Annotated in this window: 16 protein-coding genes and 1 tRNA gene; 12 read left to right on the top strand and 5 right to left on the bottom strand. The window is 71.9% G+C overall.

Features of this window, described 5'->3' with window-relative positions; genetic code table 11:
* Positions 1-154 precede the first annotated feature (154 nt).
* Positions 155-1,468, top strand: coding sequence for a hypothetical protein (locus tag ACGF1Z_RS22050; RefSeq protein ID WP_393006470.1), 1,314 nt, complete (start codon positions 155-157; stop codon positions 1,466-1,468).
* On the opposite strand, the gene ACGF1Z_RS22045 is transcribed toward ACGF1Z_RS22050, so the two are convergent.
* Together ACGF1Z_RS22045 and ACGF1Z_RS22040 are read right to left on the bottom strand one after the other, a co-directional pair.
* Entirely contained in the window at positions 1,455-2,789 is a 1,335-nt protein-coding gene (locus ACGF1Z_RS22045; protein ID WP_393006468.1) for a protein kinase, read from the bottom strand. The genes ACGF1Z_RS22050 and ACGF1Z_RS22045 overlap by 14 nt on opposite strands.
* Positions 2,790-2,837: 48 nt before the next feature.
* Complete coding sequence (locus ACGF1Z_RS22040) at positions 2,838-3,383, bottom strand: helix-turn-helix domain-containing protein (RefSeq protein WP_393006466.1); 546 nt, start codon at positions 3,381-3,383, stop codon at positions 2,838-2,840.
* A gap of 132 nt (positions 3,384-3,515) precedes the next feature.
* On the opposite strand from ACGF1Z_RS22040, the gene ACGF1Z_RS22035 reads away from it, so the two are divergent.
* From ACGF1Z_RS22035 to ACGF1Z_RS22025, 3 genes are all read left to right on the top strand, one after another.
* A tRNA-Ala gene (locus ACGF1Z_RS22035) sits at positions 3,516-3,588 on the top strand.
* A 132-nt stretch (positions 3,589-3,720) separates the two neighbouring features.
* The gene (locus tag ACGF1Z_RS22030) at positions 3,721-4,986 is read left to right on the top strand and encodes an MFS transporter (RefSeq protein ID WP_393006464.1); all 1,266 of its coding nucleotides are present in this window, start codon (positions 3,721-3,723) and stop codon (positions 4,984-4,986) included.
* Between the two features lie 158 nt (positions 4,987-5,144).
* Positions 5,145-5,639, top strand: coding sequence for a DUF6344 domain-containing protein (locus ACGF1Z_RS22025; RefSeq protein WP_393006462.1), 495 nt, complete (start codon positions 5,145-5,147; stop codon positions 5,637-5,639).
* Between the two features lie 79 nt (positions 5,640-5,718).
* Here ACGF1Z_RS22025 and ACGF1Z_RS22020 read toward each other — a convergent pair whose 3' ends face one another.
* Positions 5,719-6,411 carry a DUF5324 family protein gene (locus ACGF1Z_RS22020; protein ID WP_393006460.1) on the bottom strand — a complete coding sequence of 231 codons (693 nt, stop codon included), beginning with the start codon at positions 6,409-6,411 and terminating at the stop codon, positions 5,719-5,721.
* A gap of 176 nt (positions 6,412-6,587) precedes the next feature.
* Here ACGF1Z_RS22020 and ACGF1Z_RS22015 point away from each other — a divergent pair, with 176 nt between their 5' ends.
* A complete protein-coding gene (locus tag ACGF1Z_RS22015) occupies positions 6,588-7,115 on the top strand; it encodes a peptidylprolyl isomerase (protein ID WP_393006458.1) in 528 nt (175 codons plus the stop codon).
* 110 nt (positions 7,116-7,225) lie between these two features.
* A complete protein-coding gene (locus tag ACGF1Z_RS22010) occupies positions 7,226-8,092 on the top strand; it encodes a rhomboid family intramembrane serine protease (protein ID WP_393006456.1) in 867 nt (288 codons plus the stop codon).
* 267 nt (positions 8,093-8,359) lie between these two features.
* On the opposite strand, the gene crgA is transcribed toward ACGF1Z_RS22010, so the two are convergent.
* Positions 8,360-8,617 carry a cell division protein CrgA gene (crgA, locus tag ACGF1Z_RS22005; protein WP_365343910.1) on the bottom strand — a complete coding sequence of 86 codons (258 nt, stop codon included), beginning with the start codon at positions 8,615-8,617 and terminating at the stop codon, positions 8,360-8,362.
* A 154-nt stretch (positions 8,618-8,771) separates the two neighbouring features.
* On the opposite strand from crgA, the gene ACGF1Z_RS22000 reads away from it, so the two are divergent.
* The 6 genes from ACGF1Z_RS22000 (at position 8,772) to ACGF1Z_RS21975 (ending at position 13,158) form a co-directional block, all read left to right on the top strand.
* A complete protein-coding gene (locus ACGF1Z_RS22000; protein WP_393006454.1) occupies positions 8,772-9,539 on the top strand; it encodes a DUF881 domain-containing protein in 768 nt (255 codons plus the stop codon).
* Between the two features lie 32 nt (positions 9,540-9,571).
* A complete protein-coding gene (locus ACGF1Z_RS21995) occupies positions 9,572-10,255 on the top strand; it encodes a class E sortase (protein ID WP_393006452.1) in 684 nt (227 codons plus the stop codon).
* Positions 10,256-10,319: 64 nt separating this feature from the next.
* Positions 10,320-10,481: a hypothetical protein gene (locus ACGF1Z_RS21990; protein ID WP_169092881.1), complete on the top strand. Its 162-nt coding sequence runs from the start codon at positions 10,320-10,322 to the stop codon at positions 10,479-10,481.
* Positions 10,478-11,116, top strand: a complete 639-nt coding sequence (locus ACGF1Z_RS21985) for an aminodeoxychorismate/anthranilate synthase component II (RefSeq protein WP_376627267.1) — start codon at positions 10,478-10,480, stop codon at positions 11,114-11,116. Before ACGF1Z_RS21990 ends, ACGF1Z_RS21985 begins: the two co-directional genes overlap by 4 nt.
* Complete coding sequence (locus ACGF1Z_RS21980) at positions 11,113-12,438, top strand: class E sortase (RefSeq protein ID WP_393006449.1); 1,326 nt, start codon at positions 11,113-11,115, stop codon at positions 12,436-12,438. Before ACGF1Z_RS21985 ends, ACGF1Z_RS21980 begins: the two co-directional genes overlap by 4 nt.
* Before the next feature lie 42 nt (positions 12,439-12,480).
* Positions 12,481-13,158 (top strand): class E sortase, encoded by a 678-nt coding sequence (locus tag ACGF1Z_RS21975; RefSeq protein ID WP_393006447.1) that lies wholly within the window; start codon positions 12,481-12,483, stop codon positions 13,156-13,158.
* Between the two features lie 93 nt (positions 13,159-13,251).
* On the opposite strand, the gene pknB is transcribed toward ACGF1Z_RS21975, so the two are convergent.
* The gene (pknB, locus tag ACGF1Z_RS21970) at positions 13,252-15,207 is read right to left on the bottom strand and encodes a Stk1 family PASTA domain-containing Ser/Thr kinase (RefSeq protein WP_393006445.1); all 1,956 of its coding nucleotides are present in this window, start codon (positions 15,205-15,207) and stop codon (positions 13,252-13,254) included.
* Positions 15,208-15,360 lie beyond the last annotated feature (153 nt).

The following is a 15,360-nucleotide window of genomic DNA, read 5'->3' as shown; positions in this document are numbered from 1 at the left end:
GGGTGAGGCCCCGGCCGCTGTGAGCGGTCGGGGCCTCGCTCTGTCTTCACCCCCGCACTGTTCACGCTCGCGAACGAAATGCTTGCTCTCGCGAATTCTTGGGGTCCCGGCCGGACGGACGGGCAGGATGGGCCGGCACGGACACGACGAGGGGATGAGCGTGAAGAGGCAACGGGCCACCCGCCGTAAGGCGGGAGGGGGTACGGCGGGGGTGCTGGCCGCGCTGGTGTGCGGGGCCGCCCTGCTGCCGGGCACGGCGTGGGCGGCGGGCGACGGGACCGGTTACGCGTTCGCCGACGGTGCCCGGCAGGTGAAGGGCGCGGTGTCCAACCTGGACGCCGAGCGGTTGACGGCGGGGCGGACCTACCGCGACACCATCGGGAAGGACGGCAAGCTCTACTACCGCGTCGACCTCGACGCGAAGCAGAACGCCTACGTCTCGGTCGTGGCCGTCCCCAAGGCGGGCGGGAAGACCGCCTACGGCGACGGCATCAAGGTGAGCCTGCAGGACGGCTCCAGCACGCAGTGCGGCTACCAGGACACGAACTTCGGCGCCTCCGAGTTCCCCCGGCCGATCACCGCCTACGCCCACCGCACCCTCACCCCGGAGTCCACCTCCTGCCGACAGGCGGGGGCTTACTACGTGCTCGTCGAGCGGGACTCGCAGCCGGAGTCCGACCCCGCCGACTGGCAGCTGGAGATCCGTTTCCTGACCGAGCCGGGCGTCCGGAAGAGCGGCCCGACCGCGCTGCCGGAGACCTGGGCGTCGGGGACGCCCCAGCCGCCCGCGGGAGGCCCGCAGCGGCGCGCGGGCGGCGCCGGAATGGCGGACGCGACCTCGCTGCGGCAGGGCGAGTGGCGGACCGACATCAGGCCGGGGCAGACGCTCTTCTACCGGGTGCCGGTCGACTGGGGCCAGCAGCTCTTCACCAGCGCGGAGCTGGGCAGCAGCCCCGCCGCCGACACCTACGTCTCCCACGCGCTCGTGCTGTCCCTGGCGAACCCGGCCGGCGGACACGTCGACGAGGACACCCTCACCTACGACGGCGACCAGGTGACGATGGCGCTGGACCCGCAGCGGCCGGTCGCCTACGAGAACCGCTTCTCGTCGGACGAGGGCACCAGCGGGCTGCGGTTCGCGGGCTGGTACTACCTGTCGGCCACGCTCAGCCCCGAGATCGCCAAGGCCTACGGGGACGAGCCGCTGCCGCTGACCCTGCGGGTGAACCTCACCGGGCGGCCCGAGGCCGGTCCGGAGTACGACGGGGCCGCCGGGCCCTTCACGGTGACCGACGAGGACCGGGACGCGGCGGCCAGCGGGCAGAGCGGCCCGCAGGCGGCCGGGAGCGGCACTCTGAGGGTCGTCGGCGTGGCCGGGATCGGCCTCGGAACCGTGCTCGTGCTCGGCCTGGGCGCCTGGTGGCTGCTGGCCCGTCGGGCGGCGGGCGCGGGCCCTACGCCTGGATGAGCGCCCAGATCCCCACGGCGAAGCACACCAGCGCGGTGGCCAGCACCGGGATCGCCACCTTCGCGGGCGGTCCCGGCCGGCGCGCGGGCGGCGACCCGGCCTGAGCGGTGTGGGGACGGGGGGAGGACTGCTCGTACGACACCCCGGCCGTGGCGGCCCGGGCGAAGGAGACGGGGGAAGGCGGCGGGTCCTGCACGGGGGCGGGAGCCGGCGCGTACGCCGGGGACGGCGGGACGGCCGCCGGCTGGGTGGGCGTCTGCACCGGGGCCTGCGCGGGCCCCGGAACGGCGGTGCGGGGCGGCGGCGGCAGGTGGAAGCTGCCCGTCTCGGACGCGCTCGGCTGCCGCCGGGCGGGCTGGGGCTCTGCCCGCAGGTCCTGCCGCGGTACGGGCGCGCCGGCCGGCGCAGGGGTGTGCGCGCCCTCGGCGCCGCGGGCCGGTCCCTCGGGGCCGTTCGGGCCGAAGCCGGCGGGCAGCGGGCCGATCTGGTCGAAGATCTCGACGGGCTCCTCCCCGCTCCCGGCCTCCGGCAGCAGTTCGGCCGCCGCGTTCAGCGCCTTGCGGGCGCCCGTGGCGGTCTTGAAGCGGGCCTGCGGGTCCGGCTGCAGCAGGCCGGCGAGGACCTGCCACAGCGGCTCGGCGATGCCCTGCGGGGCGCCCGGGGTGCCGTGGGTCCGGAAGTACTCCACCAGGGCGTGGGAGTCCGGCCTGCGGCCCTGGAGCAGATACAGCCCGACCAGACCGACCGCGAACAGGTCCGCGGTGAAGTCCGGCTCGGCACCCATGAGTTGCTCGGGTGCGAAGTAACCGGGCGTTCCCACCACGTAGTTGGTCTCGGTGAGCCGGGGCTCGCCCTTGCGCATCGAGATGCCGAAGTCGGACAGCCGCAGGTGCGGCCGTCCGGTGCCGGTGACCTCCATCAGGATGTTCGCCGGCTTGATGTCGCGGTGCACGACCCCCTCCGCGTGCACCGCGGCGAGTCCGGACAGCAGCTGGTCGAGCAGGGTGCACACGAAGCGGGGCGGCAGCGCGCCGTAGTCCCCGATGACGTGGGCCAGGGAGCCACCCGCCACGAGGTCCATGGTGAAGAGGACCTTGTCGTCGTCCGCGGCCCAGCTGGCCGGGGCGAGGACGTGCGGGTGGTCGATCCTGAGGGCCTGCTCGCGGACGAAGCGCAGCAGGGTGTGGGCGTCGCTCTGCTGGAGCACCTTGGCCGCCACGTAGCGGCGGCGCCGGTGGTCCCACGCACGCCAGACCGCGCCGACCCCACCACGCCCGACCGGATCGATCAGCTCGTACCGACCAGCGAAGACCTCACCCATCGCGCTGCGCCCGCTCCCCGTGCCGTCTCGGATGCCGCCGTCCCGGCGTCAGTTCTGATGCGCCTCGTAGTGGGCGACGGCGTCAGCGGTGCGCCCCGCGCCGTACACCCGGAGGAACTCTGCCAGTTCCGGGTGCGCGGGCGCGAGCGAGTCGGCGGCGTCGATGATGTCGCCGGCCGCCGCCACGGAGCGCAGCAGGGACTGGATCTCGCGGACCACACGGCGCACGGTGGGCGCGCCGCTGGACGGGGTCGGGCTGGTCGCGGTCAGGACGGAGCCGCCCTGGGACTTCTTGATCTCGTCCATCCGGTCGGTGGCCTCGGCGGCGCTGACGCTGCCGTCGGCGACCTGGCCGGCGAGCTCCTGAAGGGCCTGGACACGCTGGACGACGGCGGGATTGCCGATCTTGGCCCGCTGGCCGCTCATCAGCTGGGAGAGCATGGGCGCGGAAAGCCCCAGCACGGCTGCCAGCCTCGCCTGGTTCAGCCCGAGATCGTCGATCAGCCGGCGGAAGAGCGCCCCCAACGGCTCCCCGTACCAACTGCGCTGAAGCTCCCGGGCTCTGGCCGTGGCTTCCTGCTGCGCTGTATCCATTACTACTTCTCCCCATCCCTTGGGTTCGCCACTGCGAACCCCGATCAGCATCTTACGGAGCGTGGTCGCCCACGGGGAGTCCCAATCCTTTTGCGGGATACCGGGGGTGACCCGGTACTCTGTTGTCGTTCCGGGGCCTTAGCTCAGTTGGTAGAGCGCTGTCTTTGCATGGCAGATGTCAGGGGTTCGACTCCCCTAGGCTCCACTTCGGAAGAAAAGCTCCCTGAGCTGCGGAAACGCAGGCAGGGAGCTTTTTCGTGTTCGAACGAAGTGGCCCGGTGGATCACCCCCGGAATGGACCGGGTGTGGTGGGCCACAGGCTCGTACGGTCGTGTTCATGGCGAAGATGAAGCGCACGGCGGGCGGGGCGCACGCGAGTGCGAGGACGCATCGGCTGCTGCTCGCGGCCCAGCTCGGCAACTCCGTCGGCGACGGCGCCTTCTACGTGACCTCGGCCCTCTACTTCTCCCGGGTCGTCGGGCTCTCCCCCGCACAGATCGGCGCCGGCCTCGCCGCGGCCTGGGGAATCGGCTCGCTCGCCGGGGTGCCGCTCGGGCATCTCGCCGACCGGCGCGGACCGCGCGGCAGCGCCGTGCTGCTGGCCCTGGCGACCTCCGCGGCCGTCGCCTCCTTCCTCCTCATCCGTTCCTTCGTGCCCTTCCTGCTCGCCGCCGCGCTGTACGCGACCGCCCAGAGCGGTCTGGCCGCGGCCCGCCAGGCCCTCCTCGCCGGACTCGTCGCGCCCGGCGCCCGGATCGGGATGCTGGCCCGGATCCAGGCCACGCTCAACGCGGGTCTCGCCGTCGGCGCCGCGCTGGGCGGCCTCGCCCTGAGCTCCGGCACTCGCACCGCCTCCTGCGCCGTGTTCGCCCTCGACGCGCTCGGCTTCCTGGTCTGCGCCCTGCTGCTGGGAGGGCTCCCGGCACTGCCCGGCACCCCGGCCGCACCGGGCGGGGGGCCCCGGCTCGTCGTGCTGCGGGACCGCCCGTACGCCGTGCTCACCCTGCTCAACGCCCTGCTGCTGCTCCGGCTGCCGCTGCTCAGCCTGGCCCTGCCGCTGTGGATCGTGGAGCGCACCGCCGCCCCCGGATGGACGGTCTCGGCCCTGTTCGTCCTCAACACCGGCGCGGTGATGCTGTTTCAGGTGCGGGCCGCGCGCTCGGTGACCGGGCTGCCCGAGGCCACCCGGGCGGTGGTCCGGTCCGGCCCGGTGATGCTCGCCTCGTGCGCCGTCTTCGCGCTCACGTCGGCCGGCCTCGGATCCCGGCCGACGGTCGCGGTCCTCGTCCTGGGCGCCGTCCTCCAGGTGGTCGCCGAGATGCGGCACTCCGCGGGCTCGTGGGAGATCGGCCTCGCGCTGGCCCCGGCCGACCGGATCGGCCAGTACCAGGGCTTCTACGGCACGGGCGTGCCGGTCGCCAGGACGCTCGGACCGCTGCTCGTCACCACGCTGCTGATCGGCTGGGGCCCGGCGGGCTGGCTGGTCCTGGGCGCGGTCTTCCTGGTCGCGGGCCTGGCCACCGGGCCGGCCGTGCGCCGTGCGGAGCGCGCCCGGAGCCGGGCGGCGGCCCCGGTGGCGGGGGAGCCCGCCACGGCGTACTGAGCCGGACGGGTGGTGTTCATCGGAAGAACTGCACGGCGACGGCGTCGCTCCGTGGATTCCGCCTGCGCCTCCTCATGATGAGGAAGGTACGAAAAGCGCGCAATCCGAAATGAACCATCCGAGAACGCCCCTCCCGTTCAGCACGAAAGTGAGAGGTCATGGCCACCGCCAAGGTCAAGCAGTTCTGGACCGCCCTCGTCTCCGTCCTCTTCGCCCTGCTCGCCTCCCTCGGCCTGGCGACCCCCGCCACCGCCGCCCGGCAGCCCGCCCTCCAGCAGGGCGAGGAGCCGGCGCTCGCCGGTGGCGCCGCGGCCGCCGCGGCCCGTCCCGCCGTCCCGGTACCCGCACAGCGAACGCCCAGGGACTGGCACACCGCCCAGGGCCGCGCCCTGCCGCCCACCATCAAGCAGCGGATCCGCGCCGAGGCGCACGGCTCGTCCCCCTCGGTCCGGCACCTGCGCGCCGACGCCGGCGACCTGGACCCTTTCGGCTGGGAGGACCTGGCCGGCCTGAGCGGTGCCACGGCGGCGACGCGGACCGCCGAGCAGCCCGCGCGGACCGCCGGGACCGCCGCTCAGGGCGCGGCCGGCACGACGAGCGCCGCCCGGGCGGCACAGAACGCGCCGGTCGCGCAGGCCGCGTACGCGGCGTAGGGCGCGGCGGGATTCTCCGCCGCGCCCTGTGCCCGTACCCGTATCGCCCCTCCGTGCCCGTATCGCGACCGGCGGACGATCAGCGGCGTTCCTCGCCGCGGTCCGGAGCCTCCGCGTCGGCCTCCTTGGCCGCCACCTCGGGATCGAGTGAAGAACCGCCGTCGTCGACGGACGACAGCCGGGTCTCCTCGTCCAGCTCGGTGGGAGCGGGCGGCTCGACCAGCCAGTCGGGGTTGGCCTGCTTGTCCCACCACTTCCAGGCGACGAACGCGCCGCCCACGACCACGCCGAGGACCGCGAGGACCTTGGCGACGCGTCCGGCCCGGTGCCGGCGCTCATGCTTCTTCACGATCTTCCGGATGTCCTTCGGCGTCACCTGACCGCGCAGCGCGGCCCAGGCGGCAGTCGAACGCGACCCGGCCTCCTCCAGGACGGGACCGGTCGCGGCGACCGCGTGCCCGACACGCGGAACGGTGTAATCGGTCGCCTGACGGGCGGCCTTGCGGGTCACGGCCGCAGCGCGTTGCGCGGCCTCGTCGACCCGCGGCGGCACGTGCGGTGCGACGTGGCAGTCGTACTGCTGACGGGCCTGAACACGGGCCGCACCAGCGGCCTTCGAGACCCTCGGGGCGATCCTGACGCGCGCCTCGTGCGCGTACTGCACGGCCTGGTCCCTGGCCGTCCCGGCGTACGGCGCCACCACTTCCGCGGCGTGCAGGACGCTCTCCTTCGCCGAATCTGTCGCGGCGCGCACGCTGTCCATGCGGGTCACGGGATCCTCCTCCTCGGTGGCGGTATCGGTTTTTCACCTTTCCATCCTTTTCGGAATCATGCCTGCCGGACCGCGCTCCGGCATGCGGGGCGGGCATCCGGGGCATGCGAGGATGCGGGCGTGAAGCACGCGTGGGCACGGACGCCCGCGTGCCGAGGTGCGGAGAGAGGCAGATCGTGGCCGAGCAGCTGTACGCGACCCTGAAGACCAGCCAGGGTGACATCGAGATCCGGCTGCTGCCGTTCCACGCCCCCAAGACGGTCCGGAACTTCGTCGAACTCGCCCGTGGCGAGCGCGAGTGGACGCATCCGGAGACCGGCGTGGTCTCCACCTCCCCGCTCTACGACGGCACCGTCTTCCACCGCGTGATCGAGGGCTTCATGATCCAGGGCGGCGACCCGCTGGGGAACGGCACGGGCGGCCCGGGTTACGAGTTCGCCGACGAGTTCCACCCGGAGCTCCTCTTCGACAAGCCGTACCTGCTCGCGATGGCCAACGCCGGCCCGGGCACCAACGGCTCGCAGTTCTTCGTCACGGTCGGTCCGGCGACCTGGCTGAACCGCAAGCACACGATCTTCGGCGAGGTCGTCGGTGCGTCGAGCAGGAAGGTCGTGGACGCGATCGCCGCCACCCCGACCAACCCGCGGACCGAGCGCCCGGTCGAGGACGTCGTCGTCGAGACCGTCGTGATCGAGAGCCGCTGACCCGGAGCTCACCCGCCCCTCGGGAACCTTCGCGCCCCGCCCGTCCGTCAGGAGGGCGGGGCGATGTGCTGACCGCCCCCGTCCGCCAGCCGCCTCACGGGAGGACCCCCATGGACCCGCAGTCCGGTCTGCCGCGCTGCTATCGCCACCCGGACGTCGGGACCGGCATCCGCTGCACCCGCTGCGAGAAGCCGATCTGCCCGCAGTGCATGGTCTCCGCGTCCGTCGGCTTCCAGTGCCCCGACTGCGTGCGCAACGGCTCCGGTACGGGCCACGCGCCGGACGCCAACCAGCCGCGGACCCTCGCGGGCGGCCGGGTGGCGGCGGACGGGCGCCTCGTCACCAAGATCCTCATCGCGGTGAACCTCGGGCTGTTCATCGCCGCCCAGGTGGCCGGCGACCGGTTCGTCGACCAGCTGGTCATGATCGGGTACGCGTACAACCCGGTGCTCAGCGAGGTCGTCGGCGTCGCGGACGGCGAGTGGTACCGGCTCCTCACCTCCGCCCTCCTCCATCAGGAGGTCCCGCACTTCGTCTTCAACATGATCGGACTGTGGGTGATCGGCGGGATCGTCGAGCCGGAGCTCGGCCGGATCCGGTACGCCCTGCTGTGTCTGCTCTCGGGGCTGTCCGGCTCCGCGCTCGTCTATCTCCTGGACGCTCCGAACCAGGCCTCGCTCGGCGCCTCGGGGATCGTCTACGGACTGATCGGCTCCTGGGTGGTGCTGGCCCGGCGCCGGCGTTACGACATGCGCCCGGTGCTGCTCTTCGTGGCGATCTCGCTGGTCTTCACGTTCGCCCGGCCGGGAGTCTCCTGGGAGGCGCACATCGGCGGCCTGGTCGCGGGCGCGCTCGTGACGTACGGGCTGGTGCACGCGCCGCGGGCGCGCCGGGACCTTGTGCAGTACGCGGTCTGCGGGCTGGTGCTGCTGCTCGATCTGGGGATCGTGCTCGGACGGACAGCCGCGCTCACCTGAGCGGGCAGAGCTGTGGACGAGCTTCCGGGAAAGCTTTCCCCAGAGTTATCCACAGTGCGTGGCGGGGACGTCGCATCATCCCGGCCATGACCGCGCCCCCCACTCCTGATCAGGCATTTTCTCTCAGGAGTGGGGGGCGAAGTGTTCCTGCGGAGGTGTTCTCGCGGTCGTACCGGCGTCAACACCGTGGGAGTTATCCACAGATCGTCGTAAGTTATCCAGTGCTGTGCACAACACTGTGGATAACTCAGGGCAGAGCTTGACGCGTCACTTCCACTGGGTGGAGACACCGAAGCCGGCGGCGATGAAGCCGAAGCCGACCACGATGTTCCAGTTGCTCAGGGACTTGACCGGCAGCGTGCCGTCGGTGACGTAGAAGACCACGATCCACACCAGCCCGATGGCGAACATCGCCAGCATCACCGGGGCCACCCAGCTGCGGTTGGTCAGCTTGATGGCAGCGGCCTGCTTCGTGGCGGGCGGCGGCGTGTAGTCGGCCTTCTTGCGGATCCGTGACTTCGGCACGAGGGACTCTCCTGTCGATGCGCTGCGTGACCGCGCAGGGAACTGTGACTGGCGCCGGGACGGGACGGAGCGGGATCCGACGAAGCGGACCGCCACGTCCTCCGGGCGTCCGTTAGCGTAGTGGTTCCGCGGCACCGAAGGGGATCAGGGTACGTTGAGCAATTCCGCCGACACTCCCGCAGGGCCGGGCCGAAGCACCAGATGGCGCCCGGTCCGGGTGCTGACCGCTGCCGTCTTCGCCCTCGCCGGACTGATCTTCGTCACCAGCTTCAACACCGCCAAGGGCACCAACCTCCGCACCGACGCCTCCCTCCTCAGGCTCTCCGACCTGATCGAGGAACGCAGCCACAAGAACGCCGGCCTCGACGAGTCCGCCGCCGCCCTGCGCCGCCAGGTCGACGCCCTCGCCGCCCGCGACGACGGCTCCACCACGGCCCAGGACGAGCGCCTGCGCGCCCTGGAGAACACCGCCGGCACCACCCCGACCTCGGGCCCCGGCCTCACCGTCACCCTCAACGACGCCCCGCCGAACGCCCAGGCGGCCCCCGGCTACCCCGAGCCCCAGGCCAACGACCTGGTCATCCACCAGCAGGACCTCCAGGCCGTCGTCAACGCCCTGTGGAAGGGCGGCGCCAAGGGGATCAAGGTCATGGACCAGCGGCTGATCTCCACCAGCGCCGTGCGCTGCGTCGGCAACACCCTGATCCTCCAGGGCCGCGTCTACTCGCCGCCCTACAAGATCACCGCCGTCGGTGACCGCGACCGCCTGACCAAGGCCCTCGCCGACTCCCCCGCGATCCAGAACTACCAGCTATATGTGAAGGCCTACGGGCTCGGCTGGAAGGTCGACGAGCACAGGGCGGTGACTCTCCCCGGCTACTCGGGCACAGTGGACCTCCACTACGCGAAGCCTGTGAGCTGACGCATGCGCTGACCGGGGGGGAGCCGGGTGCGGTGACGGTGCGACTGGTCGTACGGACCCTCAGCGAGCTGTGCATCACCACCGGTGCCCTGATCGTCCTCTTCGTCGCGTACGTCCTGTACTGGACCGGCGTCCAGGCCGACAGCGCCACCGCCGGCCAGCTCGACAGCCTCCAGCAGGAGTGGGTCGCGCGCCCGGTCGAACCGGCCGGCGCGCTTCCCGCGCCGCCCGCCCCCACCCCGTACACCGCCGGCAAGGGCTTCGCCGTCATGTACGTGCCCCGTCTCGGCGCGGACTGGGAGTGGCCCGTCCTGGAGGGCACCGGGGTCCGCACCCTCAAGAAGGGCCTCGGCCACTACGCGGGCACCGCCCGCCTCGGCGAGACCGGCAACTTCGCCGTCGCCGGACACCGCCGCACCCACGGCGACCCCTTCAAGGACTTCCCCCGGCTGCGCCGCGGCGACGCCGTCGTCCTCACCGACGGGACGACCTGGTTCACCTACCGCGTCGACCGCGCCCCGTACCGGACCGTGCCCACCGACACCGCCGTGATCGACCCCGTCCCCCGGAGATCGGGGTTCGACGGCCCCGGCCGCTACCTCACCCTCACCACCTGCGATCCCGAGTGGGGCAGCAGCCACCGGCTGATCGTCTGGGCCCACCTGGACGCCACCCAGCCCGTGACGGCCGGTCGTCCACAGGCTTTGGACGGTTGACCCCCGACCGCCCCGGCGCCCCGTACTCTGGTCCCCGTAACGAACGGAAGGGGCGTCGGACGTCATGTACGGATGGATCTGGCGGCATCTGCCGGGCAACGCCTGGGTGAAGGCGCTGATCTCGGTCGTGCTGGTCCTCGCGGTCGTCTACGCCCTCTTCCAGTACGTGTTCCCCTGGGCGGAGCCGCTGCTTCCGTTCAACGATGTGACGGTGGACGGCCAGTGAGCGCGCGAATTCTCGTCGTCGACAACTACGACAGCTTCGTCTTCAACCTCGTTCAGTACCTGTACCAGCTCGGCGCCGAGTGCGAGGTGCGGCGCAACGACGAGGTGGAGCTCTCCCACGCCCAGGACGGCTTCGACGGCGTCCTGCTCTCGCCCGGTCCGGGCGCGCCCGAACAGGCCGGGGTCTGCATCGACATGGTGCGCCACTGCGCCGCCACCGGGGTGCCCGTCTTCGGCGTCTGCCTCGGCATGCAGTCGATGGCCGTCGCCTACGGCGGGATCGTGGACCGCGCGCCCGAGCTGCTGCACGGCAAGACCTCGCCCGTCACCCACGAGGGCAAGGGCGTCTTCGCCGGTCTGCCCTCGCCGTTCACCGCGACCCGCTATCACTCGCTGGCCGCCGAGCCCGCCGCCCTGCCGGCCGAGCTCGAGGTCACCGCGCGCACCGAGGACGGCATCATCATGGGGCTGCGGCACCGCGAACTGCCCGTGGAGGGCGTGCAGTTCCACCCCGAGTCGGTGCTCACCGAGCACGGGCACCTGATGCTCGCCAACTGGCTGGAGCAGTGCGGCGACAAGGGAGCGGTCGCGCGGTCGACGGGACTCGCGCCGGTGGTGGGCAAGGCCGTCGCGTGACGGCCGGGTCGCCGTGGTTCCGGGCGACGAACCTGCCGGACGAGGAGCCCGGACCGGGGTCCCCGCCCCGGCCGATGCCCCAGCCCGGGGCCGTACCGCCCCCGTACGAGGCCGAGACGGCCGTCTACGAGCCGATAGCGGCCCCGGACGCGTATCCGGCCCACCAGCCGCCCCCGGCGCCCCAGGGGGCGTACGGAGCCGCCTACGAGACGTACGGCGCGAAGACGCAGGGGACGGCCGCGAGCCACGGCGCCGCGGAGGCGTACGGGACGACGGCCGCGAGCCACGGCGCACCCGAGACGTACGGCGCCGCTGAGACGTACGGGAGCGGCGGGGGCTACGGGACCGTCCCCGGCCCCTACGCGGGCGACGCCTACGGGAGCCCGGAGCAGTCCGCGCCGCAGCCCGCACCCGTACCCGCGCCTGCCCCGGAGCTTGGGCCGGAGCCCGAAGACCGGACGATGGCGCTGCGCACCGTCGAGGAGGCCGGGGCCGCCACCGCCGCCCCGCTGCCCGGTCCCGGCCGGGCCGAGCGCCGCCGCGCCGCCAGGCGCAAGGGACGCGGAGCTCCCGAGCCGGCCGCGCCGGCGCAGCCCGCCGCCCCGCTGTCCCGTGTCGAGGCCCGCCGGGCCGCCCGAGCCGCCAAGGACAGCCTCGGGGTCGTCCTCAGCCGCGTCGTCGGTGAACTGTTCATCACCTTCGGCGTCGTGATGCTGCTGTTCGTCGCCTACCAGCTGTGGTGGACGAACGTGCTCGCCGGCCAGGAGACCGACCGGGCCAAGAAGGACATCGAGAACTCCTGGTCCCAGGGGCAGGACGATGCCCCCGGGGCCTTCGAGCCCGGCAAGGGCTTCGCCATCATGTACATCCCCAAGCTCGATGTCGTCGTCCCGATCGCCGAGGGCATCAGCAAGCCCAAGGTCCTCGACAAGGGCATGGTCGGCCACTACGGCGAGGGACGGCTCAAGACCGCGATGCCCGCCGACAAGCAGGGCAACTTCGCGGTCGCCGGGCACCGCAACACCCATGGCGAGCCGTTCCGTTACATCAACCGCCTGGAGCCGGGCGACCCGATCGTCGTCGAGACCCGCGACGCGTACTACACGTACGAGATGGCCGGCATCCTGCCGCAGACCTCGCCGTCGAACGTCTCGGTCATCGAGCCCGTGCCCAAGGGTTCGGGCTTCACCGGGCCCGGCCGCTACATCACGCTGACCACCTGCACACCGGAGTTCACGAGCACGTACCGCATGATCGTGTGGGGAAAGCTCGTCGACGAACGCCCGCGCAGCAAGGGAAAGCCGGACGCGCTCGTAGGCTGAGCCCCACTACCGAGACCACCCACACCTCGACGGGACGACCTAGTGGCACGTGCGCGCAACCGGATCGCCGGGATCATCAGCGTCTTCGGCGAACTCCTCATCACCGCGGGCCTCGTCCTCGGCCTCTTCGTCGTCTACTCGCTGTGGTGGACCAACGTCCTCGCCGACCGCGCCGCCGGCAGGGACGGCGACCAGGTCCGCGAGCACTGGGCGGCCAGTGGCCCCGGGGCGCTCGACACCAAGGACGGCATCGGCTTCCTCCACGTGCCGGCGATGGGCGACGACGAGGTGCTCGTGAAGAAGGGCACCGACACCGAGATCCTCAACAACGGTGTCGCCGGCTACTACAGCGCTCCGCTCAAGTCCGCGCTGCCGCAGGACAAGCAGGGCAACTTCACGCTCGCGGCGCACCGCGACGGGCACGGTGCGAAGTTCCACAACATCCACAAGCTGAAGAACGGCGACCCGATCGTCTTCGAGTCCAAGGACACCTGGTACGTCTACAAGGTCTACAAGATCCTCCCGGAGACCACGAAGTACAACGTGGACGTCCTCCAGCCGGTCCCCAAGGAGTCCGGCAGGACCAGGCCGGGCCGCTACATCACCCTGACGACCTGCACCCCGATGTACACCTCGGACTTCCGCTACGTCGTGTGGGGCGAACTGGCCCGCACCGAGAAGGTCGACGCCCGTCGCACCCTGCCGGCGGAGCTGCGCTAGGACCTCCCCGGGGCGCAGCCCCCGCGAAGACGCGCGTGAGCCCCGGCATCCAGGATGCCGGGGCTCACCTCACTCACGGGTGCGGGCTGCGGTTCAGTCGAACCAGCCGCCGCCGTTCTTCTCGGTCTTCACGTTGACCGTCTGGTTCGGCTGGCCCGGGGTGCCGGGCTGCGGGTCCTGCTCCTTGATGCGGGCGTTGCCCTCGTTCGGGCCGTCCACGGTGCCGAGCTGGTAGCCGAAGGCCGCGAGCGTCGCCCGGGCCTGGTCGAGGGTCATGCCCGTGACCGGCGGGATCGGCTGCGCCGTCTGCTGGGGTCCCTTCGAGACCTTCAGCGTGATCTGGACGTCCTTCGGCTGGTCCGAGTTGCCGTTCGGGGTCTGGCCCACGACCGTGCCCGCGGGCTGGTCGGAGTCCTGGTCCTGGCGGGCGACGTTGGAGAAGCCGAGCGTCTGGAGCTGCTGCAGGGCGACGTCGTAGGTGCGGCCGGTGACGTCCGGCAGCTGCGACTTCTGCTTCTTGGCCACGGTGATCGTGACCTCGGAGTTCTTCTCCGCCTGCGAGCCGCCGTCGGGGCTCTGGCGGAGCACCCGGCCGGCCTCCTGGTCGGACTCCTCGTACTTCACGTTGACCTTGAAGCCCTTGCCGCGCAGCGTGTCCTCGGCGCTCTGCTGCTGCTTCTCGGTGACGTCCGGGACCTCGACCTGCGGGGCGCCCTCGGAGACCACGACGGAGACCGTCTCGCCGACGTTCATCTTCGCCGTGCCGTCCGCCACCGGCGTCTGGCTGCAGATCAGGCCCTTGGGCTGGTCGCAACGCTGGGTGCCGGACTGCTGCACCTTGACGTTCGAGTTCTGCGCGAGACCCTCGGACTCCTTGAGCGACTTCCCGACGAACTGAGGCACCGGGACCTGGTCCGCGCTCTCCTTCGAGTCGAAGATCGACTGTCCGATCAGGATCGCGCCGACGAGCACCAGGACACCGGCCAGGACCAGAAGGATCGTCGAGGTGTTCGACTTCTTCTGGCGGCGGCGGTCGGGGCGGTCGTCGTAGCCGTAGCCGCCGCCGTCCGGGTTCATCGGCGGCAGCATCGTCGTCTGACCCGCCGGGTCCGCCTGGCGCAGGGCCGCCGTCGGCTGGTCCTCCGGGCCGTAGCCGCCGTAGCCGCCGCCGTAGGCGACCGCGCCCATCGCGGCGGTCGCCGCGACCGGCTGGCCGTCGAGGCAGGCCTCGATGTCCGCGCGCATCTCGTCGGCGGACTGGTAGCGGTAGTCGGGGTCCTTGACCAGCGCCTTCAGGACGATGGCGTCCATCTCGGGCGTGATCTCGGAGTCGAAGTTGCTCGGGGCCTGCGGCTCCTCGCGGACGTGCTGGTAGGCGACGGCGACCGGCGAGTCGCCGATGAACGGCGGCCGGACCGTCAGGAGCTCGTACAGCAGGCAGCCGGTGGAGTACAGGTCGGAGCGGGCGTCGACCTGCTCGCCCTTGGCCTGCTCCGGGGAGAGGTACTGCGCCGTACCGATCACCGCGGCGGTCTGCGTCATGGTCATGCCCGCGTCGCCCATGGCGCGCGCGATGCCGAAGTCCATGACCTTGACCTGGCCGGTGCGGGTCAGCATGACGTTCGCCGGCTTGATGTCACGGTGCACGATGCCGGCGCGGTGCGAGTACTCCAGCGCCTGCAGGATGCCGACGGTCATCTCCAGCGTGCGCTCGGGCAGCAGCTTGCGCCCGGAGTGAAGCAGCTCACGCAGGGTCGAACCGTCGACGTACTCCATCACGATGTACGGGATGGAGACCCCGTCGACGTAGTCCTCGCCGGTGTCGTAGACGGCGACGATCGCCGGGTGGTTCAGCGAGGCGGCGGACTGGGCCTCACGGCGGAACCGGGCCTGGAAGGACGGGTCGCGGGCGAGGTCGGCCCGCAGCGTCTTCACGGCGACGGTGCGGCCGAGCCGGGTGTCGTGGGCGAGGTAGACCTCGGCCATGCCACCACGGCCGAGCACCGAGCCCAGCTCGTACCGGCCGCCGAGGCGACGCGGCTCTTCCATAGCTTCTCCAGCCCTCTCCGTCTGTCCCGACCGCACCCGTGTGTGGTCCGGCGGTGTGTGCTGTCCGCGCATACGCTACCGGCCGACGGAAGGCGCTTCGTCCGCCGACCGCCACCTGATACCCGACCGGTATCCGGCCCGGCCCCCGCCCGT

The organism is Streptomyces sp. NPDC048018, assembly GCF_043202995.1.
Lineage (GTDB): Bacteria > Actinomycetota > Actinomycetes > Streptomycetales > Streptomycetaceae > Streptomyces.
This window is presented reverse-complemented; position numbering and strand designations above follow the sequence as displayed.